Genomic DNA, 18,813 nt, shown 5'->3' with positions numbered 1-18,813 from the left:
GGGAGGATGCGCGCCGGCACCACCGGGTCACAGGCGGGCAGGGCGAGGGCGGGGAGGCGCACGCGGGCGCCGGGCAGCAAGGCTGGGGTCACGGTGACCTCCGGTTGTTGTTCTTGTCGGTCGAGCGCGGCCATCTGACCCCGCCGCACCGGCGCGAAACAAGGCACAGTCGCGCACCGGAACTGTGCTGGCCGGCGCTGGGCGCGGCAGCTTTTCCTGACAGCACCGCCCTGCGCCCAGGCAATGCCGGGTGCGGGCGTAACGTTTGCTTGACAGGCTGGTGCGCCGACGTGACGCAGGGGGCGGCTCAGTGCTGCAGGTGGCCGTAGAGGCGGGCGTAGAGGCCGCCGTGGTCGATCAGGCGCTGGTGGTCGCCGTCCTCGGCGATGCGCCCGCCGTCGAACACCAATACCCGGTCGGCCTGCTTCACCGCCGACAGGCGATGGGCGATGACCAGGGTGGTACGGCCGGCGAGGAAGCGCGCCAGGGCCTGGTGCAGGGCGTACTCGGTGGCCGCGTCCAGGGCCGAGGTGGCCTCGTCGAGGATCACCACCTTCGGCTCGGCCAGCACCATCCGGGCGATGGCCAGGCGCTGGCGCTGGCCGCCGGACAGGCGCACGCCGGAGCGCCCGACGATGCTGTCCAGGCCTTTGGGCAGGGCGCGGATGGTCTCGGCCAGCTGGGCGATCTCCAGGGCCTGCCAGCAGGCCTCGTCGCTGCGCTCGCGGCCCATGGTCAGGTTGGCGCGCACGCTGTCGTTGAACAGCGCCGGGTGCTGCAGCACCACCGCGACGTGTTCGCGTACCCGCTCCAGGCCGATCTCCTCCAGGCTGGCGCCGCCGAAGCGGATGCTGCCGGCCTGGGGCGTGTAGAGGCCCAGCAACAGCTGCACCAGGGTGCTCTTGCCACCACCGCTGGCGCCGACGATGGCGACCTTCTCGCCGGGGGCGATGGTCAGGTCGAGGCCGTCCAGCACCGGCTCCTCGCCGTAGGCGAAGCGCAGGCCGCGCACCTCGACGCCCACGGTGCGGTGCTCGGCGAAGGGGTCGATGCGCGGCGGGTACTGCGGCTCGTCGGCCCGTGCCAGCAGCTCGTTGAGGCGGCTCAGTGCGCCGCCGGCGGCGTAGAAGGCGTACTGCAGGCCGAGCAACTGCTCCACCGGGCCGATCATGAACCAGAGGTAGCTGAACACCGCCAGCATCTGGCCGATGGACAGGTCGGAGAACAGCACGGTGAGCATCGCCGCGCCACGGAACACGTCGATGCCGAACTGGAACAGCAGGCCGCTGGTGCGCCCGGCGGCGTCGCTCTTCCATTGCGAGGCCACGGCGTAGTCGCGCACCTCCCGCGCCCGTTCGCCGAGGCGGCCGAGGAAGAAGCCCTGGCGGTTGCCGGCGCGGATCTCCTGGATGGCCTCCAGGGTCTCGGTCAGGGCCTGGGTGAAGCGGGCGGTGCTGTCGTTCTCCAGCTTCTTCAGGTGCTTCACGCGCTTGCCCAGCTGCACCGTGGCGTAGATCACCAGCGGGTTGAACAGCAGGATCAGCAGCGCCAGCTTCCAGTGCATCCACATCAGGATGCCGGCGGTGCCCACCAGGCTGAGCATGGCCACCAGGAAGCGGCTGAGGGTCTCGCCGATGAACTTGTCCAGGGTGTCCAGGTCGGTCACCAGGTGGGCCGAGACGGTGCCGCCGCCGAGGCTTTCGTACTCGCCGAGGGAGATGCGCTTGAGGCGTTCGATCAGGCGCACCCGCAGGCGGTACACCACGTCCTTGGAGAGGCGGGCGAACAGGCGCGCCTGCAGCACGTTGAACACCAGGGCGCAGCTGCGCAGCACCAGGGTGACGGCCAGCATCAGGCCGATGTAGCCCACCGGCCCCTGCCAGGCATCCGGCAGGAAGCCGTCCATGAAGCGCAGGGCGGCGTCGCCCTTGCCCAGCAGCACTTCGTCCACCAGCAGCGGCAGCAGCAGCGGGATCGGCACGGCGCAGAGCGCGGCGAGGATGGCCACGCCGTTGGCCAGCCAGAGGGCCTTGCGGTGGCGCAGGGCGAGGCGGCGGATCTCCGCCCAGCTCAGCTGGTCAACCATGGGCGATGCGCTCCAGCCAGCGGCCCAGCAGTGGTTGCAGGTCACTCAGCGGCTGGTAGCCGTTGGTCAGCAGGGCCAGCTGGCCATCGCGTTCGGCCAGCAGGGTGGGGAAGCCGGCGATGCCCAGGTCCTGCACCCAGGTGAAGTCCTCGGCGGTGGCCTGGCGGGTGGCCGGGTCATCGAAGGCCTCGGCGAACTCGATGCGCGGGATGCCGGCGGTCTCGGCCAGGGCCACCAGTTGCTGGGCCTGGGTCACGTCCTGGCCTTGTGCATAGAAGGCGTGCTGGATGCTGCGGGCCAGCGCCCAGGTGGCGTCCTCGTCGAGCCCGCGCGCGGCCACCAGGGCCCGGCACGCCGGCTCGGTGTCGTAGACGAAGCCGTCGGGCAGCGCGCCGTCGAAGCGGAACGGCTGGCCGGTGGCCTGCTCGACGGCGTGCCAGTGTTCGAGGATGTAGCGCCGCGTGGTCGGCTCCAGCGCCGCGCCCTGGCCGGTGCGCAGGCCGCCGACCACCAGGCGCAGCGGCACGCCGGCGTCACGCGCCTGCTCGATCAGTGCTCCGGCCACCGGGGCGAACCCCCAGCACCAGGAGCACATGGGGTCCATCACGTAGAGCAGGCGTGCGTTGGCCATGGCGATCCCTCGTCGTCGGTCAGTGTTCCGGATTCTGCCGCGGGTCGCGGCCGATGGGGTGGGGCTGGTTGCGCTGCTTGGCCAGCTCGATCTGCTTCTGCCGTTCGCGGGCGCTGGCGCGGGTCTTCTCCGAGAGGCTGTCCCAGCAGTGGGGGCAGCTGATGCCGGGGGCGTAGTGCGGGGACTGGCGGTCTTCCACCGAGATCGGGTTGCGGCAGGCGTGGCACTGGTCGTAGTCGCCTTCGCTGAGGTCGTGGCGCACGGTCACGCGGTTGTCGAAGACGAAGCAGTCGCCGCGCCACAGGCTCTGCTCCTGGGGCACGTCCTCCAGGTACTTGAGGATGCCGCCCTTGAGGTGGAAGACCTCTTCGAAGCCCTGGTTGAGCATGTAGCTGGAGGCCTTCTCGCAACGGATGCCGCCGGTGCAGAACATCGCCACCTTCTTGTGCACCGCCGGGTCGTAGTGGGCCTTGATGTACTCGGGGAACTCGCGGAAGGACTTGGTCTTAGGGTCCACCGCGCCTTCGAAGGTGCCGATGGCCACTTCGTAGTCGTTGCGGGTGTCGATCAGCAGCACCTCGGGGTCGCTGATCAGGGCGTTCCAGTCCTGCGGCTCGACGTAGGTGCCCACCTGCTGGTTCGGGTCCACGCCCGGCACGCCGAGGGTGACGATCTCTTTCTTCAGCTTGACCTTGGTGCGGTAGAAGGGCTGCTCGTCGCAGTAGGACTCCTTGTGGTCCAGGTCGACGAAGCGCGGGTCGACCTTGAGCCAGGCCAGCAGGGCGTCGATGCCCTCGCGGGTGCCGGACACGGTGCCGTTGATGCCTTCCTCGGCGAGCAGCAGGGTGCCCTTGATGCCGTGCTCGGTCATGGTCTTGAGCAGGGGCTCGCGCAGGGCGACGTAGTCTTTCAGGGATACGAACTTGTAGAGCGCCGCGACAACGATGCGGGACATGAAAACCTCCAGTGGTCGCCCACGCAAAGGGCGGACCGGGTGACAGAAACGACAGCGCCGGCTGGGCCGGCGCTGGGGGCGGAGTCTATCAAAAACCGCTGGGTCACGGATGTGGGGGAATGTCTCAGTCGTCGGGTGGGGCTTGTTGCCTGCATGTACGGAAGAAGGGTGAAGCCAAGCTGTAGCGCCCCAGCAAGGCACCCCAAAAAAAGCAGGCGCCACGAGGGCGCCACAGGGAGCAATGAACAATGCCCTTGTTCTGACCCCCTTGGGGCCGACACGTTCAGTCGTTGGCCCGGATCGGTGGTTTCAGGCCGTCGGCACGGGCCAGACGCCCCCGTCGCCGCAGAGGTAGAGGCGGGTGCCCGGGGTGGCCGGTTGTTCCAGCCCGCCGGTGAATTCGCCGAAGGCCGGCAGCAGGCTGACGCTGCGGCCGAGGGCGAAGCAGGGCAGGCGCAGGCTCTGCCGGCCGGGGCCGCGCAGGCGGTGGCAGGGGTGCAGGTGGCCGGCCAGGACGTGGCGCTCGGGGTGGGGTTCGGGCTCGTGGCGCAGGGCGAAGGGGCCGAGCAGCAGTTCGGCCTCGTGCAGGTCGAAGCCGAGGCTGGCGGGCGGGTCGCCGGCGTGGCGGTCGTGGTTGCCGCGCACCAGGTCGATGTGCAGCGCGGGATGCCGTTCGCGCCAGTCGGCCAGGGCCTGCCAGAGGCCGTCGTGGCGCCCGTGGCGGGCGTGCAGGAAGTCGCCGAGGAAGACCAGGCGCCGGGTGTCGTGGCTGTGCAGCAGGCGGTCCAGCCGCGCGAGGTTGGCGGCGGTGGTGCCGGCGGGGACCGGTTGGCCGAGGCGGCGGAAGCTGGCGGCCTTGCCGAAGTGGATGTCGGCGATCAGCAGGCAGTGCTGTTCCGGCCAGTAGAGGGCGCGGTCCCCCAGCAGGCGCAGGCGGGTGCCGGCCAGGTCCACGTCGAGGTGTGTGTTCACGGGCGGCGCCTCCGCCTGGGCGGGGCGTCGGCGGCTTTTTCCAGTTGCGCCACCATGCGGGCGATGCGGTCGGCGAGCTTCTCGGTGCTCAGGCCCTCGCGCAGGCGCTCCACCAGCAGGGGGAAGGCCAGCGGGGTGGCGCGTTCGACGTCCTTCACCACCAGGCGCCGCTGGCGCAGGCGGGCGAGGGCGTCGGCCAGGCGTGGCAGGTCCAGCTCCTGGCGCAGGGCTTCGTCGCGGGCCTGGTGCAGCAGGCGGTTGTCCGGGTCGTACTGGCGGAACACGTCGAAGAACAGGCTGCTGGAGGCCTGCAGCTGGCGGGTGCTTTTGTGCGCCCCGGGCGGGCCGCTGTAGAGCAGGCCGGCGATCTGGGCGATCTCGCGGAAGCGGCGGCGGGTCAGCTCGCTGGCGTTGAGGCTGTCCAGCAGTTCGCTGAGCAGGTCGCCGTCCTCCAGCAGGGCGGGTAGGCGGGCGTCGTCCCAGTCGGGGGCTTCGGCGGCCAGCAGCTCCAGGCCGTAGTCGTTGACGGCGATGGAGAAGGTGCCGGGGCGCTGGCGGGCCAGTCGCCAGGCCAGGAGGCTGGCGAGGCCCAGGTGCACGTGGCGGCCGGCGAAGGGGTAGAGGAACAGGTGCCAGCCCTCCCGCGAGTGCAGGCGCTCCACCAGCAGGTTGTCGTCCTCGGGCAGGGCGGACCAGGCGGCCTGCAGGCTCAGCAACGGGCGCACGAGCTGCAGCTCCGGGCTGTCGTAGCGGCCCTGGGCGGCCTCGCCGAGCTGGTGCACCAGGGCGGCAGCCAGTTCGCTGGAGAGCGGCATGCGCCCGCCGTTCCAGCGCGGGATGGCGGCCTTGCGGGCGCTGGAGCGGCGTACGTAGGCGGTCATGCCTTCCACCCGCACCAGTTCCAGGTGGCGGCCGGAAAAGAGGAACACCTCGCCGGGGCGCAGGCGGGCGATGAAGCTCTCTTCGATGCTGCCGAGGTGGCCGGCGGCTCCGCCCTTGCCCCAGAAGCGCACCTGCAGGCTGGCGTCGCCGACGATGGTGCCGACGCTCTGCCGGTGGCGCCGGGCCAGGGCGCGGTTGGGTACGCGCCAGAGGCCCTGCTCGTCGGGCTCCACCCGCTGGTAGTCGGGGTAGGCGCTGAGGGAGCTGCCGCCGTCGCGGACGAAGGCCAGGCACCAGGCCCAGTCGGCGGCGTCGAGGTGGCGATAGGCCCAGGCGCCGCGCACTTCCGCCAGCAGTGCGTCAGGTTGGAAGCCGCCCCCCAGGGCCATGCTGACCAGGTGCTGCACCAGGACGTCGAGGGGCTTTTCCGGGCTCTGCCGGGCTTCGATGCGGCGTTCGGCCACGGCCTGGCGGGCGGCGACGGCCTCTACCAGTTCGAGGCTGTGGGTGGGCACCAGGGTGACCCGCGAGGTGCGGCCGGGGGCGTGCCCGGAGCGGCCGGCGCGCTGCATGAGACGGGCGATGCCCTTGGCGGTGCCGATCTGCAGGACCCGTTCGACGGGCAGGAAGTCCACCCCCAGGTCGAGGCTGGAGGTGCAGACCACGGCCTTGAGCCGGCCGTGCTTGAGGGCGTCCTCGACCCATTCGCGCACCTCGCGGGACAGCGAGGCGTGGTGCAGGGCGATCAGCCCGGCCCAGTCGGGCCGCGCCTCCAGCAGGGCCTGGTACCAGAGTTCGGCCTGGGAGCGGGTGTTGGTGAACACCAGGCTGCTGGGGCTGGCCTCCAGTTCGGCGACCACCTTGGGCAGCATGCGCAGGCCCATGTGGCCGGCCCAGGGGAAGCGCTCGACGCTGTCGGGGAGCAGGGTGTCCACCGCCAGGGTTTTGTCCTGGCGGCCTTCCAGCAGCAGGCCCTGGCCGTCGGGTATCAGCACCTCCAGGGCGTGGTCGAGGTTGCCGAGGGTGGCGGAGAGGCCCCAGGTCACCAGTTGCGGGTGCCAGCGGCGCAGGCGTGCGAGGGCCAGCTGCAGTTGCACGCCGCGCTTGCTGCCGAGCAGTTCGTGCCATTCGTCCACCACCACCATCTGCAGGTGGGCGAATGCCTCGGCGGCGTCGGCGCGGGTCAGCAGCAGGGTGAGGCTTTCCGGGGTGGTGACCAGGGCGCTGGGCAGGCGCCGGGCCTGGCGGGCGCGCTCGCTGCTGCCGGTGTCGCCGGTGCGCAGGCCGAGGCTCCAGGGCAGGCCGAGGGCGTCCAGGGGCGCCTGCAGGGCACGGGCGGTGTCGGCGGCCAGGGCGCGCATGGGGGTGATCCACAGCACCGAGAGGGGCAGCGGCTTGGCCGGGCTGGCGGTGCCGGGGGCGATGGCGTCGAGGGCGGCGAACCAGGCGGCGTAGGTCTTGCCGGAGCCGGTGGTGGCGTGGAGCAGGCCGGAGCGGCGCTGGCGGGCCGCGTCCCAGAGCTGGCGCTGGAAGGGGAAGGGCGTCCAGCCCTGGGCGTCGAACCAGGCGTCTGAGGGGCCGCTCATGCATCGTCCTCTGCCGGGGCATCGCCCAGCAGGGCGTGCAGGCTGGCCAGGGTGTCGGCGTCCTCCACGGGTTTGTCGCGGCGCCAGCGCAGCATGCGCGGGAAGCGCACGGCGACGCCGCTTTTGTGCCGGCGCGAGCGGGCAATGCCTTCGAAGCCCAGTTCGAACACCAGGCTGGGGGTGACGCTGCGCACCGGGCCGAACTTCTCCACGGTGGTGCGGCGGATGATGGCGTCCACCTGGCGCATCTCCTCGTCGGTGAGCCCGGAGTAGGCCTTGGCGAAGGGCACCAGGCTGCGCGGGGCGTCGCCTTCGCCCTCGGCCCAGACGGCGAAGGTGAAGTCGGTGTAGAGGCTGGCGCGGCGGCCGTGGCCGCGCTGGGCGTAGATGAGCACGGCGTCGACGCTGTAGGGGTCGAGCTTCCATTTCCACCAGGTGCCGTCCTCGCGGGTGCGGCCGACGCCGTAGCGGGCGTCGCGGGCCTTGAGCATCAGGCCTTCCACGCCCTGTTCGCGGGCGAGCTGGCGTTCGGCGGCCAGGGCCTCCCAGGTGGCGCCGGTGACTTCCGGGGACAGCCCCAGCAGCGGGGTGTCGAGCCCCGCCAGCAGCTGTTCGAGCTGGGTGCGGCGGGCCTGTTGCGGGCGGCTGCGCCAGTCCTCGCCCTGCCATTCCAGCAGGTCGTAGGCCAGCACCCGCACGGGGGCGTCTTCCAGCACCTGGCGGGTCAGGCGTTTGCGGCCGATGCGCTGTTGCAGCAGGGCGAAGGGCTGGGCGCGGCCGTCCTTCCAGACCAGCAGTTCGCCGTCGATCACGCAGCCGTCGGGCAACTGCCGGCAGAGGGCGTGCAGCTCGGGGAAGCGCTCGGTGACCAGCTCTTCGCCCCGGGACCAGATCCACAGCTGGCCGTCGCGGCGTACCAGTTGCGCGCGGATGCCGTCCCACTTCCATTCCGCCAGCCAGTCGCTGGGCGGGCCGAGGCGTTCGTCGAAGGCCTCGGGCTCCAGCTGCAGCGGGTGGGCGAGGAAGAAGGGGTAGGGCTGGCCGCCGCGTTCGCGGTGCTCGTCGGGGCTTTCGGCGGCGATGAGCCGGCGGTAGCCGTCGGCGCTGGGGACGCGGCTGATGTCGGTGTAGCCGACCATGCGCTGGGCGATGCGCTTGGGGTCCAGGCCACTGAGGCTGGCCAGGGCGCGGGTCACCAGCAGGCGCGAGACGCCGACGCGGAAGGCGCCGGTGATGAGTTTGTTGAACACCAGCAGGCCGTCGCGATCGAGCCGCGCCCAGAGCCGCGACAGGCGCTCGGTGAGTTCGGCCGGCGGCAGGCCGCGCAGGGGCAGCAGGTGCTCTTCCAGCCACTGGGCGAGGCCCTCCTGGCTGTCGCTGGCGGCGGGGGGCAACAGCAGGGCGATGGTTTCGGCGAGGTCGCCGACGCTCTGGTAGCTCTCTTCGAAGAGCCATTCGGGCAGGCCGGTGACGGCCAGGGTGCTGGCCTTGAGCTGGCGCACCGGCACCAGTTGGCGCGGTTTGCCGCCGCTGAGGAAGTACACGGCCCAGGCGGCGTCTTCGGCGCTGGCCTGGCGGAAGTAGTCCTCCAGGGCGGCGAGCTTGGCGTTGCTGGAGGTGCTGGCGTCGAGGCGCACGTAGAGGTCGGCGAAGGCTTTCATGCGGGGGCCTCCGGGGTGGCGTCGGCGCTGTCGGGGGTGTCGTCCTCGTCGCCGTATTCGGTGCTGAAGCCCTGGGCGTCGAGGCCCTGTTCGCGCAGGTAGCGCACCAGCACGGGGACCGAGCCGTGGGTGACGAAGACCCGCTCCGCGCCGCTCTGCTGCACGGCCCAGAGCAGGCCGGGCCAGTCGGCGTGGTCGGAGAGCACGAAGCCGCGGTCCACGCCCCGGCGGCGACGGGCGCCGCGCAGGAGCATCCAGCCGCTGGCGAAGGCGTCGCTGTAGTCGCCGAAGCGGCGCATCCAGGTGCTGCCGGCGGCGGAGGGCGGGGCGATGACCAGGGCTTCGCGCAGCAGCGGGTCGTTGCGCTTGAGTTCGCCGGCGTAGCGGGTGGCGGCCAGGCGCACGCCGGCTTCGCGGTAGACGCGGTTGAGGGGCTCCACGGCGCCGTGGACGAGGATCGGGCCGGGTTCGTCCGCCAGGCCGTGGAGCAGTCGCTGGGCCTTGCCGAAGGCATAGCTGAACAACACGCTGGCGCGCCCGGCGGCCCGGTTGGCCTGCCACCACTGGCGCACCTGGTCCATGACCTGGGCCTGGGGCTGCCAGCGGTAGATGGGCAGGCCGAAGGTGGATTCGGTGATGAAGCAGTGGCAGCGCACCGGTTCGAAGGGGGCACAGGTGCCGTCGGCTTCGGTCTTGTAGTCACCGGAGGCGACCCAGATCTGGCCCTGGTGTTCCAGGCGCACCTGGGCGGAGCCGAGCACGTGGCCGGCGGGGTGCAGGCTGATGCGCACGCCGTTGTGCAGCAGGGCTTCGCCGTAGTCCAGGGTCTGCAGGGGCACGTCGCCGAGGCGGGCGCGCAACACGCCGGCACCGGGGGTGGCGGTGAGGTAGTGGCCGTTGCCGCTGCGGGCATGGTCGCCGTGGCCGTGGGTGATGACGGCGCGGGCGACGGGTTTCCAGGGATCGATGTAGAAATCGCCGGGCGGGCAGTAGAGGCCCTCCGGCCGGGCGACGACCAGGTCCATGGGATGCCTTGCTGTGGGTTCGTGTCTGCTGACCCTGCAGTGCGCCGGTTGGTTCGCCCTCAACGCGATGGACGTCGCAGTTGGACGCGGCATTCGTCGCCGGAGGTGGCCTGGAGCGCGGCAGGTGCGTCAAGATCGTGAACGGCCAGAAGGCCGGTTTCAAGGAGGATGTCCGATGGAGGCTCTCAAAGCCTATTTCCAGCGCCATGGCCACGCCCCGTTCCGGGTCGGGGAAGGGCGCATCAGTGGTTACCTGTCTGCGGCACTGGGCCTGTTGAGCCTCTGCGCGGTGCTGTGTTTCCTGTTTCCCGAGTGGCTGACCTTCGCGGAGTTCCGCAAGGTCTACAGCGAGCAGTTCGCCCGTACGGTGCTGCTGGTGGGCCTGGTGCTGTCGTTCAGCCTGGGCACGCTGAACATCCTGCTTAACCGGCGCAAGCGCCTGGGCTTCACCGGCATCGCGGCCTCGGGGCTGGCGGTGTTCCTGGGGGGGACCAACATCCAGTTCGAGACCATCGGCGAGACGCCCTATTCCCTGGGGCTGGACTGGTTCGTGCTGGCGCTGCTGGTGTCGGCCATCGTCTTCATCCCGCTGGAGAAGCTGTACGCGAAGGACCCGGAGCAGAACATCCTGCGGCCGCACTGGCGCACGGACCTGGCGTACTTCTTCGTCAGCCACATGCTGGTGCAGTTCATCCTGATCTTCGTCACCGCGTCCTCCACCCTGCTGGGGGGCTGGGCGGTCTCGGCGACCTTCCAGGCCGGCGTGCAATCCATGCCGATCTGGCTGCAGTTCATCCTCGCGGTGCTGGTGGCCGACCTCGGCCAGTACTGGCTGCACCGCCTGTACCACGTGGTGCCCTGGCTGTGGCGCTTCCATGCGGTGCACCACTCCAGCACGTCGATGGACTGGCTGGCGGGCTCGCGCATCCACTTCGTGGAGATCCTGCTGACCCGTACCGGGGTGCTGGTGCCGCTGATGCTGATGGGCTTCTCGCCCCAGGCGATGAACGCCTACGTGATCCTGGTGGGCGTGCAGGCGGTGCTGGCCCACGCCAACGTGCGCATCGATGGCGGCTGGCTGAACTACCTGCTGGTGCTGCCGCGCTACCACCACTGGCACCACGCCCGGCACCCGGACTACATCTACAAGAACTATGCGATCCACCTGCCGATCGTCGACATGGTGTTCGGCACCTTCAAGTTGCCGCCGAAGGAGTGGCCGACCCGCTACGGGGTGTTCGGCAAGCCGCTGCCGGACGGCATCCTGCGCCAGCACCTGTATCCCTTCCTGAAGCCGGAGCCCAAGGCGCCGGTGAAGCCCAAGGCGTCCTGAACCCGGGCGGCCCCTGTGCAATGCAGGGGCCGCTTTCCCTGGCTTTTCCCTTCTTGCCGATTTCCCGGGCTGAAGCCCGGGCCACGTCCGTGCATTTTTCCGCAGGTTGGCGCCGAGCTCGCGATGCCCGACGTTGGGCGTCTGGATCGGCCGTGAGGCTTTTCACGGGCAAAAGAAAGGGCGCCGGTAAGGGCGCCCTGAAGATGTGATCTATGGAGTAAGTCCGTTTACATAGACAGCCACCACGCGGGGAGTTCCGCGTGGTGGTGATCATTTTTGCGGGGTGAGCATCAGCCGCTTGGTGCCGTAGACGCCGTCGAGGTTCTGCGACTGGAACGGGAAGCTCAGGTAGCGGGCCTTGAGCCAGGCGTCGATGCCGTCGGCGTAGTGCGGGCTGGCGGGGTTGCCGGACTGGCCGGAGCTGTTGAGGCCGATCATGGGTTCCGGCTGGCCGAAGTCGACGATGATGCGCATGGCCGGGATCAGCCAGGTGTCGAAGTCGTTGCCCCAGTTGTAGCCGGAGACGTTGAGGGTGTTCATGTCGCCGCCGGCGGGGTAGGGGCCGCGGTCCAGGTAACCCTTGATGGCGTTGATGCTGGTGCGCTGGCTGGCGCTCATGTAGGGCGCGAGACGGGTGGTGTCGGTGGCCCAGGTGTAGGTGTGCAGCTTGCCCCACTGCCAGCTGCGGCGGTCGGCGCCGAGCTTGCCTTCGGCGAAGCTGACGGCGGCGGCGAGGCTGCGGGCGAGGATGGCGGGCTTGTCTTCCTTCTGCGGGGTGCGCACGTCGTCCCAGAAGGGGCTGTCGGCGCGGCCCAGGAGGTGGTCGGCCTGGGCGGAGTAGGAGAGGTTGGCGGTCTCCACCAGGGCCTGCCAGGCGGGGCTGGTGTCCGGGCCCAGTTCGTCGAGGAAGATCTGCCGCGCACTCTCGTGGAGGAAGGCTTCGTAGTAGACGGCGTCGGCCGAGGTGGGGGCGAGGTTGCCGTCGAAGGCCAGCAGGCGGCTCAGGGCTTCGCGGGCACGGTCACGCTCGGCGCCGGGCAGGGCGTCGATGGCCTGCTTGAGCGGCTGGGCCATGGCCGGGTCTTCGAACATGGCCTTGAGCTTGGCAGCGAAGGGGGTGGTCTGGTCGTACTGCATGGCGATCATGCTGCGGGTGTCGTGCTTGCCGCTGCCGGCCAGCTGGGCGATGCGCTCGGCCCGCTCGGGGTAGAACCAGGAGTTGGACAGCTGCACGCCATAGCCGCCCTGAACGGTGCGCTGGTTGGCGGTGCCGAGCCAGCCCTGGGGCGGGTCCTGGTCGTAGGGGTGGAGCATCGGGTCGGCGTAGCCGTCCCAGTCGTAGCGGCTGTCCCAGCCGGGAGAGGGCATCAGGCCCCGGCCTTCACGGCGGTTCGGGTAGCGGCCGGTGACCTGCCAGGCGATGTGCTGGGCGTCGGCGGTGAGCAGGTTGAGGCCGATGGCGCGGATGGCGCGGGTGGCTTCGGCGGCCTGCTCCACGGACTGGGCGCGGGACAGGTCGAAGAAAGCGTCGAGGGTGGTGTCCTGCTCGAACTGGGCGGTCTTCAGGGCGATGCCCAGGCCGCTCTTCAGCTCCACCGGTTGCAGCGGGTGCTTGCGCTGGCCGAGCACGGAGTTGAGCAGCGGGCCGTGGCGGGTTTCGTAGAGGGTCTCGCGGATCGGGCGCTCGCCCTTGATGAAGAAGGTCTCGTTGCGCTCGATGGCCGGCTGCCATTTGCCGTCGGCCAGGTAGTAGAGGCGGTTGCCTTCGCGCTTGACCTTCTCCAGGTAGAGGTCCTGGTTGTCGGCCATGACCATGGTCATGCCCCAGGCGAGCTTGCCGTTGAAGCCGGCGACGATGGCCGGGACACCCGCCACCGAGACGCCGGCGGCCTGGAATTTCGGCGAGCGGATCTGCACGAAGTTCCAGATGGAGGGCATGGACAGCGGCAGGTGGGTGTCGTTGGCGAGGATGCTCTTGCCATTGCGCGTGCGCTGCGGGGCGATGGCCCAGTTGTTGGAGGCGGCGACGCCGAGCATGCCGAGGCCGGCCACCTGGCCGGCGGCCTGGTCGATGCTGGCCAGGCCGGGGATTTGCCCGCCGAGGTTGAGGCCCTTGAGCTTTTCGGCTTCGTCGAAGGGCAGGTTCTCGTCGGGGTAGACCGGCAGCAGCCAGGCCACCTTGTCGGCGCCGACCTTCTGCGCCATGACCAGGGAGGCGATCTCTTCCTGCAGGTTCACCGCCAGGCCGAAGTTGAGCAGGGTGAAGACCAGCACCGAGTCCTCGGGCTTCCAGTAGGCGGGCCGGTAGCCGGATTCGGCCAGGTCCATCGGCAGCTTGTCGCGGTAGCGGTAGAGGTAGGCGTTGACGCCGCGGGCGTAGACCTCGAAGAAGGACTTCAGGCGCGGGGAGGCGTTCTTGTAAAGGAGGTCGGCGCTCTTGCGCAGGTTGGCCGCGCGCATGAAGCGGTCGATCTCCAGTACGCCCGGGCCAGCCATCTCCGCCAGGCGGCCTTCGGCCATGAGGCGCAGGCCGACCATCTGGCTGAGGCGGTCGGAGGCATGCACGTAGCCCATGGCGAAGAGGGCGTCGTGGAAGGTGGTGGTTTCGATCAGCGGCATGCCCAGCGGGTTGCGGCGGATCGAGACGCTCTGCGCCAGGCCCTTGACCGGCTGGAAGCCGGAGGTGGGCGGCAGGCTGTCGGCGTAGCGGCTGTCCAGCCAGGACTGGCAGCCGGTGAGGCCGACCATGGCGCTGAGGGCGGCGCCCAGGCAGAAGGTGGAGATGAGGCGCTTGGGCGCAGGCGAAGCCATGGGGCGGTGTCTCCCGGGGAAGGCGGCGGTTCGAAACGCGCTACGTTAGAGAGCGTCTTCGGACTGCGCAAGGGCCGGATGACCGGCCTTCCGACGGGGGCGCCCGGGCAGTGCCCTACGCCCGTTGCATCACGGGTGCCGGGCGCTGTGCAGGGGTTACTTCCGGACGGCAGCGGCGGGGTTGATGCGTTCCACCAGGTCGTAGGCGCGGACGGTGGCCGGGCGGGCCTGGATGGCCTGGAACCAGCGCTTGACGTGGGGGAAGTCGTCCAGGTCCTGCTCCTGGTAGGCGTGGGGCACGATCCAGGGGTAGATGGCCATGTCGGCGATGCTGTAGTCGTCGCCGGCGACGAAGGCGCGGTCGGCCAGGCGGCGGTCGAGCACGCCGTAGAGGCGGGCGGTTTCCTTGACGTAGCGCTGGATGGCGTAGGGCACCTTCTCCGGGGCGAAGCGGTTGAAGTGGTGGTTCTGCCCGGCCATCGGGCCGAGGCCGCCCATCTGCCAGAACAGCCACTGCAGGGCTTCCTGGCGGCCGCGCAGGTCCTGGGGGATGAAGCGCCCGGTCTTCTCGGCGAGGTAGAGCAGGATGGCCCCGGACTCGAACAGCGAGAGCGGTTCGCCGCCGTCCGCCGGCTCGTTGTCGACGATGGCGGGGATGCGGTTGTTGGGGGCGATCTTGAGGAAATGCGGCTGGAACTGTTCGTCCTTGCCGATGTTGATGGGGTGGATCCGGTAGGGGAGGCCGGTCTCCTCGAGGAACAGGGTGATCTTGTGGCCGTTGGGGGTGGTCCAGTAATACAAATCGATCATGGCAGGGCTCCTCTGAAGCGGTCGGTCAGCCTAAAGGATTCCCGGCAGATACGAAAAGGCCCGTACTAGACGGGCCTCGTTGTGCGGATGCGGATCAGGCACCGTGGCACTTCTTGAACTTCTTCTGGCTGCCGCAGGGGCAGGGGTCGTTGCGGCCCACTTCCTTCAGCGGGTTGCGCACGGGCTCCTGGTGGCCGTGGTTGCAGTGCGGGCCGTGGACGTGGTGGTGATCGTGGTCATGGTCGTGGTTGCAGTCGGGACCATGGACGTGTTCGTGCTGGCTCATGGGGTGGATCACTCCGGGATGTAGTTGCCCGGGATTATCTCGCCATTGCGGGCGAGGTGCACGCTCTTGCCGAACATGAGGCCGGTCTTCACTTCGCCTTCGAGGCGGTAGCGGATGACCTCGTTGGGCTTCTCCAGCAGCTTGACGATGTACTTCATGTGGCGCCACAGGTTGGTGCGCACCGGCACTTCGAAGGTCTCGCGGCCCAGGGCGGGGACGGTGAACCAGGTGTCGGACTCGCCGGTGGCGAGCTTCACGTCGTTGAGGTAGACGGTGTAGGCCAGGCCACGGATGGGCAGGCTGACGTCGTTGGGGTTGTCCACGCGAAAGCGCAGCAGGAACTGTTGTTCGAGGAGGCGGGCCTTGATCACGTCGACCTTGACCAGTTGCACGTCGGGATCGCGAAAGCCCCCGGTCAGCCAGGTGGAACAACCGGAAAGGCCTGAGGCAGAGAGGGTCAGCAAAACCAGTAGGCTGAGAATTCTTATCGTTTGCGCCTGATAAAACATCGCGATACTCCGAAGACGCTCAAGTGTAACAAGCAACTGCTCGGCTGCAACTTGTTGTTGGCAGAAAAAAACCTGCGCCATACTGCGGGCTGTTTTGGACAGGAGTGTGACCGATGAGCCGCTACGAGATCGCCTTCTCCGGCCAACTGGTTCCCGGTGCGGATGCCGACCAGGTGAAGGCCAACCTCGCCAGGCTGTTCCAGGCCGACGCACAGCGCATAGCCTTGCTGTTTTCCGGCCGGCGCATCGTGATCAAGAACAATCTTGATGCGGCCGGGGCGGAAAAATACCGGGTGACGCTGGAGCGGGCCGGGGCGCGGGTGGATGTGCGCGACATGGACGTGGAGATCGAGGAGGTGGAGCTGGCGCCCCCGCCACCCGCCGAACCGGCGGCGCCTGCCGTGGCACCGGTGCCCGCTGCTGCGGCCCCCGCAGCCGCACCGGCCGGACGCCTCAAGGTGGCCCCGCGGGACGAGTACATGGCGGCCTTCATGGACGTCGACGCGCCGGACTTCGGCATCGCGCCGGTGGGGGCGGACCTGCAGGACGCCAAGGCCGAGCCGGTGGCACCGAAGGTGGACCTCAGCCAGTTCAGCCTGGCGCCGGTGGGCAGTGACATGGGCCAGGCCAAGGCGGTGCCGGCAGGCCCGCCGCCGGACATCTCGCACCTGAAGCTGCAGGAATGAACGAAAGAGCCCGCCGACCTGGCGGGCTCTTTCGTTCCGGCCGTTGCGCCCTGCCTCAGCCTTGCGGGGCGGTGCAGGTCTGCTTGGCCTTGTCGGCGTCGTACTTGCGGATGGAGGTGTAGAACAGCTCGCAGGTCTGCACCTTGTTGGTCACCTGCCAGGCCTGCTTGCAGCTGGAAAGGGTGGTGGACGGATCGGCACTTGGGTTGCTGCCCAGCTTGGCCTGCCAGCAGGCAGCGCTGAGGTCCTGGCCCATCACCTTGAGGCCGGCGGCGTTCGCCTTGGCTTCGTCGCCGTCGTAGTTGTCCGGGTTGGCGGCGTACCAGATGTAGCTCGGGTGGTTGCTGCCCAGCACCGGGACCTTCTGGTCCTTGCCGAGATCGATCTGCCCGAGGCCGAGCACGCCGATGCTGACGTTGTACTGCTTCTTCACCCAGTCCCGGACCGGCTTGCCGAACGCCACCATGGGCAGGGCCGGCTTGCCGGCGGTGAGCTCCTGGACCATCCGCGTCTGGTAGGGGGTGAAGTAGTCGTAGACGGTTTCCAGGGTGCTGCCCGCGTCGGCCGGGGCGGCGATGGGGGCGATGTCGATGATGGTCTGGTAGCCCGGGGTCGCGTCGGCGGCCACGCCGTTGACCACCAGCAGGCTGGCCCAGCGGTTGGTGGTGGAGGACTCGAGGTAGTCCTGCGCCTTGGTCAGGGAGTAGTCCGGCGGGAAGTGCAGCAGCTCGACGCTGCGGCGGTTTTCCAGGGCCATGCCCAGCGGCAGGAAGAAGTACCAGTTGTACTGCCACTGCTTGTCATGGTTCAGGCGCTTGGCGCCTTCGTAGGCGCTGTCGCCGGCATCCAGCAGCTTCATCAGCGGCTTGCCGTAGTCGGCCGGCACGCCGGAGAAGTTGGCGTAGACGCCGTCCTTGTCGCGGTGGACCTTCACCGAGGCCTTGGCCAGGCCGTCGCGGGCCAGGCTCTGCTTGAGGTAGTGCTCGACCGTCTGCTCCAGGCTCCAGTCGCGGTAGCAGATGACGTTGCAGTTGTTGGGGTAGGCGAACAGGCGGGTGACCCGCTCGGCGCTGCCGAGTCCGAGGTGGACTTCGGCGGCCTGGCTGGCGCAGGCCATGGCGGCGAGCAGGGGGATGAGCAAATGGCGCTTGGCCATGGGTGTCTCCTTCTTGGGTTGGCGTGGATTCCTTTCGCTGCGCAGCCGTGTCTAGAGATACCCCGCGCAGCATTTCTTGAATTTCTGCCCGCTGCCACAGATGCAGGGGTCGTTGCGGCCCGCCTTCACCGGCACGGTGGGGTCGATGAAGTACCAGCGCCCGTCACGTTGGACGAAGGACGAGCGCTCGCGATGGGCGTGCTCGCCCTGGCTGTCGTGCCAGCGGGCGGTGAAGGTGACGCGGGCGTGTTCGGGGGCGCCGCCGAGGACTTCGCTGGCCTCCACCTCCAGGCCCAGCCAGGTACTGCCCAGGCTCCAGGCCTTGATCGACTCCTGGTCCAGGCCCGCCTGCTGGCTCGGCAGGGTGGTGGCGACCAGGTAGTCCACCCGGCCCAGTACGTAGGCGCAGTAGCGCGAGCGCATCAGCGCCTCGGCGCTGGGGGCCGGCTGGCCGGCGTGGTAGCGGCCGCAGCATTGGTCGAGCAGGTTGCCGCTGCCGCAGGCACAAGGGGTTGCGCTCATGGTCACCACCAGTACTTGCCGAAGTTTTCCGGGTTGGCCCAGAACTGGGGTGGGACTGGCGGCAGGCCAAGCGTAGTGGGCTTCATAGGGGACCTCAAGTGGTTCTGGTGACACGATGGTTGCAGGGTTGGTGACAGCAATGGTCACGTAAAACCAGCATAGGTACCCTGGTGCCGAAGCTGCTCCCGGTACCTGTAAATAATCGCGATGGGTCAGATGTACCTGATTGCATTGAGCTGAGGGCAAGTTAGATGCGAAGAAAACCGCTGTCGGGGTTTGGGGGCGGTTGGGCGCTTCATCGGGTTATCGTGTTTCTGAAGAGGGGTATCGAGATGAAGGATTATGAAGCAACCATCTTGCCATTGGGTGTCTATGCTCTCCCGTGAAAACACACCGCTGTGTCCGCATACTCGCCATCAAGAACCCTTCCAACATAGGGGCCCCACCCTTTCGAAAGGAGCAATACTGTGAAATGATGGCTGAATGACACCTGCCACAGGGAATTGTATAGGTACCTCATGCACGCCACGTCTTACGCATATACCGCAGAGCTTGCCGAGCTAACTGAGAGTGGCACTCAATGCCCACCCCACGATGCATCAGCGGTCACCTTGACCGCGTGGAGGTGGGTTGCAAACCCCATAACCACTCAGTGCTTTCACCCAGTTGCGGTAAGGAACCCTCCTCGGCTATTGAAGGAGGACACTCCGTACAAGGTGTGCTCCTGTTGGGGGCTTTCGATGTACCTGACTTATGAGCAGAGTATTGAACGGTTTACGCAGATAGAGAAAAATTTCAAGAAGGCGCGAAAGAGGTTCGGAGATCACGTAGCTTGTATCTTGGTTACCCCTGCACATGGAGTCTGCTCCCCTGCTGATAGGTTCGGTCACTTCGATCTTCAC

The 18,813-nt window shown here is 68.6% G+C and carries 15 protein-coding genes; 2 read left to right on the top strand and 13 right to left on the bottom strand.

All coding sequences use genetic code 11. From position 1 onward, the window contains the following. Positions 1 to 307: 307 nt before the first annotated feature. The 7 genes from FBY21_RS12970 to FBY21_RS12940 form a co-directional block, all read right to left on the bottom strand. Positions 308 to 2,086: an ABC transporter ATP-binding protein gene (locus FBY21_RS12970; RefSeq protein WP_074969200.1), complete on the bottom strand. Its 1,779-nt coding sequence runs from the start codon at positions 2,084 to 2,086 to the stop codon at positions 308 to 310. Then, the gene (locus FBY21_RS12965) at positions 2,079 to 2,717 is read right to left on the bottom strand and encodes a DsbA family protein (RefSeq protein WP_142011480.1); all 639 of its coding nucleotides are present in this window, start codon (positions 2,715 to 2,717) and stop codon (positions 2,079 to 2,081) included. Before FBY21_RS12965 ends, FBY21_RS12970 begins: the two co-directional genes overlap by 8 nt. A 19-nt stretch (positions 2,718 to 2,736) precedes the next feature. Beyond that, positions 2,737 to 3,672: a rhodanese-related sulfurtransferase gene (locus FBY21_RS12960; RefSeq protein ID WP_044413306.1), complete on the bottom strand. Its 936-nt coding sequence runs from the start codon at positions 3,670 to 3,672 to the stop codon at positions 2,737 to 2,739. Between the two features lie 309 nt (positions 3,673 to 3,981). Further along, on the bottom strand, positions 3,982 to 4,644 hold the full coding sequence (gene pdeM, locus FBY21_RS12955) for a ligase-associated DNA damage response endonuclease PdeM (RefSeq protein WP_142011477.1): 663 nt from the start codon (positions 4,642 to 4,644) through the stop codon (positions 3,982 to 3,984). Next, positions 4,641 to 7,112, bottom strand: a complete 2,472-nt coding sequence (locus FBY21_RS12950; protein ID WP_142011475.1) for a ligase-associated DNA damage response DEXH box helicase — start codon at positions 7,110 to 7,112, stop codon at positions 4,641 to 4,643. Before FBY21_RS12950 ends, pdeM begins: the two co-directional genes overlap by 4 nt. Continuing rightward, positions 7,109 to 8,773 carry an ATP-dependent DNA ligase gene (locus FBY21_RS12945; protein WP_142011473.1) on the bottom strand — a complete coding sequence of 555 codons (1,665 nt, stop codon included), beginning with the start codon at positions 8,771 to 8,773 and terminating at the stop codon, positions 7,109 to 7,111. Before FBY21_RS12945 ends, FBY21_RS12950 begins: the two co-directional genes overlap by 4 nt. Continuing rightward, positions 8,770 to 9,798 (bottom strand): ligase-associated DNA damage response exonuclease, encoded by a 1,029-nt coding sequence (locus FBY21_RS12940; protein WP_142011471.1) that lies wholly within the window; start codon positions 9,796 to 9,798, stop codon positions 8,770 to 8,772. The genes FBY21_RS12945 and FBY21_RS12940 overlap by 4 nt, the downstream gene beginning before the upstream one ends. A gap of 175 nt (positions 9,799 to 9,973) precedes the next feature. Here FBY21_RS12940 and FBY21_RS12935 point away from each other — a divergent pair, with 175 nt between their 5' ends. Beyond that, complete coding sequence (locus FBY21_RS12935) at positions 9,974 to 11,131, top strand: sterol desaturase family protein (protein WP_044413317.1); 1,158 nt, start codon at positions 9,974 to 9,976, stop codon at positions 11,129 to 11,131. Between the two features lie 270 nt (positions 11,132 to 11,401). Here FBY21_RS12935 and FBY21_RS12930 read toward each other — a convergent pair whose 3' ends face one another. The 4 genes from FBY21_RS12930 to FBY21_RS12915 form a co-directional block, all read right to left on the bottom strand. Next, the gene (locus tag FBY21_RS12930; RefSeq protein WP_142011468.1) at positions 11,402 to 13,942 is read right to left on the bottom strand and encodes a penicillin acylase family protein; all 2,541 of its coding nucleotides are present in this window, start codon (positions 13,940 to 13,942) and stop codon (positions 11,402 to 11,404) included. A 156-nt stretch (positions 13,943 to 14,098) separates the two neighbouring features. Beyond that, positions 14,099 to 14,752: a glutathione binding-like protein gene (locus FBY21_RS12925; RefSeq protein ID WP_044413323.1), complete on the bottom strand. Its 654-nt coding sequence runs from the start codon at positions 14,750 to 14,752 to the stop codon at positions 14,099 to 14,101. 94 nt (positions 14,753 to 14,846) lie between these two features. Then, on the bottom strand, positions 14,847 to 15,038 hold the full coding sequence (locus FBY21_RS12920; RefSeq protein WP_069562382.1) for an SEC-C metal-binding domain-containing protein: 192 nt from the start codon (positions 15,036 to 15,038) through the stop codon (positions 14,847 to 14,849). An 8-nt stretch (positions 15,039 to 15,046) separates the two neighbouring features. Beyond that, positions 15,047 to 15,547 carry an LEA type 2 family protein gene (locus tag FBY21_RS12915; RefSeq protein WP_044413328.1) on the bottom strand — a complete coding sequence of 167 codons (501 nt, stop codon included), beginning with the start codon at positions 15,545 to 15,547 and terminating at the stop codon, positions 15,047 to 15,049. Positions 15,548 to 15,660: 113 nt separating this feature from the next. Here FBY21_RS12915 and FBY21_RS12910 point away from each other — a divergent pair, with 113 nt between their 5' ends. Continuing rightward, the gene (locus FBY21_RS12910; RefSeq protein WP_044413330.1) at positions 15,661 to 16,233 is read left to right on the top strand and encodes a hypothetical protein; all 573 of its coding nucleotides are present in this window, start codon (positions 15,661 to 15,663) and stop codon (positions 16,231 to 16,233) included. A gap of 55 nt (positions 16,234 to 16,288) precedes the next feature. On the opposite strand, the gene FBY21_RS12905 is transcribed toward FBY21_RS12910, so the two are convergent. Both FBY21_RS12905 and FBY21_RS12900 read right to left on the bottom strand, forming a co-directional pair. Next, positions 16,289 to 17,389 (bottom strand): hypothetical protein, encoded by a 1,101-nt coding sequence (locus FBY21_RS12905; RefSeq protein ID WP_044413332.1) that lies wholly within the window; start codon positions 17,387 to 17,389, stop codon positions 16,289 to 16,291. Positions 17,390 to 17,440: 51 nt separating this feature from the next. Then, entirely contained in the window at positions 17,441 to 17,911 is a 471-nt protein-coding gene (locus FBY21_RS12900) for a YchJ family protein (protein WP_044413335.1), read from the bottom strand. Positions 17,912 to 18,813: the final 902 nt, after the last annotated feature.

It is taken from the genome of Pseudomonas sp. SLBN-26, from assembly GCF_006715895.1.
In the GTDB taxonomy this organism is placed as follows: Bacteria; Pseudomonadota; Gammaproteobacteria; order Pseudomonadales; family Pseudomonadaceae; genus Metapseudomonas; species Metapseudomonas otitidis.
The sequence above is the reverse complement of the archived record's forward strand: the minus strand, read 5'-3'. Positions and strand labels throughout refer to the sequence as shown.

Excerpts from the sequence above, each read along its gene's own strand:
- FBY21_RS12925 (WP_044413323.1), bottom strand. The coding sequence starts at position 14,752 with ATGATCGATTTGTATTACTGGACCACCCCCAACGGCCACAAGATCACC.
- FBY21_RS12935 (WP_044413317.1), top strand. The coding sequence starts at position 9,974 with ATGGAGGCTCTCAAAGCCTATTTCCAGCGCCATGGCCACGCCCCGTTC.
- FBY21_RS12905 (WP_044413332.1), bottom strand. The coding sequence starts at position 17,389 with ATGGCCAAGCGCCATTTGCTCATCCCCCTGCTCGCCGCCATGGCCTGC.
- FBY21_RS12950 (WP_142011475.1), bottom strand. The coding sequence starts at position 7,112 with ATGAGCGGCCCCTCAGACGCCTGGTTCGACGCCCAGGGCTGGACGCCC.
- FBY21_RS12970 (WP_074969200.1), bottom strand. The coding sequence starts at position 2,086 with ATGGTTGACCAGCTGAGCTGGGCGGAGATCCGCCGCCTCGCCCTGCGC.
- FBY21_RS12960 (WP_044413306.1), bottom strand. The coding sequence starts at position 3,672 with ATGTCCCGCATCGTTGTCGCGGCGCTCTACAAGTTCGTATCCCTGAAA.
- FBY21_RS12940 (WP_142011471.1), bottom strand. The coding sequence starts at position 9,798 with ATGGACCTGGTCGTCGCCCGGCCGGAGGGCCTCTACTGCCCGCCCGGC.
- FBY21_RS12900 (WP_044413335.1), bottom strand. The coding sequence starts at position 17,911 with ATGAGCGCAACCCCTTGTGCCTGCGGCAGCGGCAACCTGCTCGACCAA.
- FBY21_RS12920 (WP_069562382.1), bottom strand. The coding sequence starts at position 15,038 with ATGAGCCAGCACGAACACGTCCATGGTCCCGACTGCAACCACGACCAT.
- FBY21_RS12930 (WP_142011468.1), bottom strand. The coding sequence starts at position 13,942 with ATGGCTTCGCCTGCGCCCAAGCGCCTCATCTCCACCTTCTGCCTGGGC.
- FBY21_RS12965 (WP_142011480.1), bottom strand. The coding sequence starts at position 2,717 with ATGGCCAACGCACGCCTGCTCTACGTGATGGACCCCATGTGCTCCTGG.
- FBY21_RS12945 (WP_142011473.1), bottom strand. The coding sequence starts at position 8,773 with ATGAAAGCCTTCGCCGACCTCTACGTGCGCCTCGACGCCAGCACCTCC.
- FBY21_RS12915 (WP_044413328.1), bottom strand. The coding sequence starts at position 15,547 with ATGTTTTATCAGGCGCAAACGATAAGAATTCTCAGCCTACTGGTTTTG.
- FBY21_RS12910 (WP_044413330.1), top strand. The coding sequence starts at position 15,661 with ATGAGCCGCTACGAGATCGCCTTCTCCGGCCAACTGGTTCCCGGTGCG.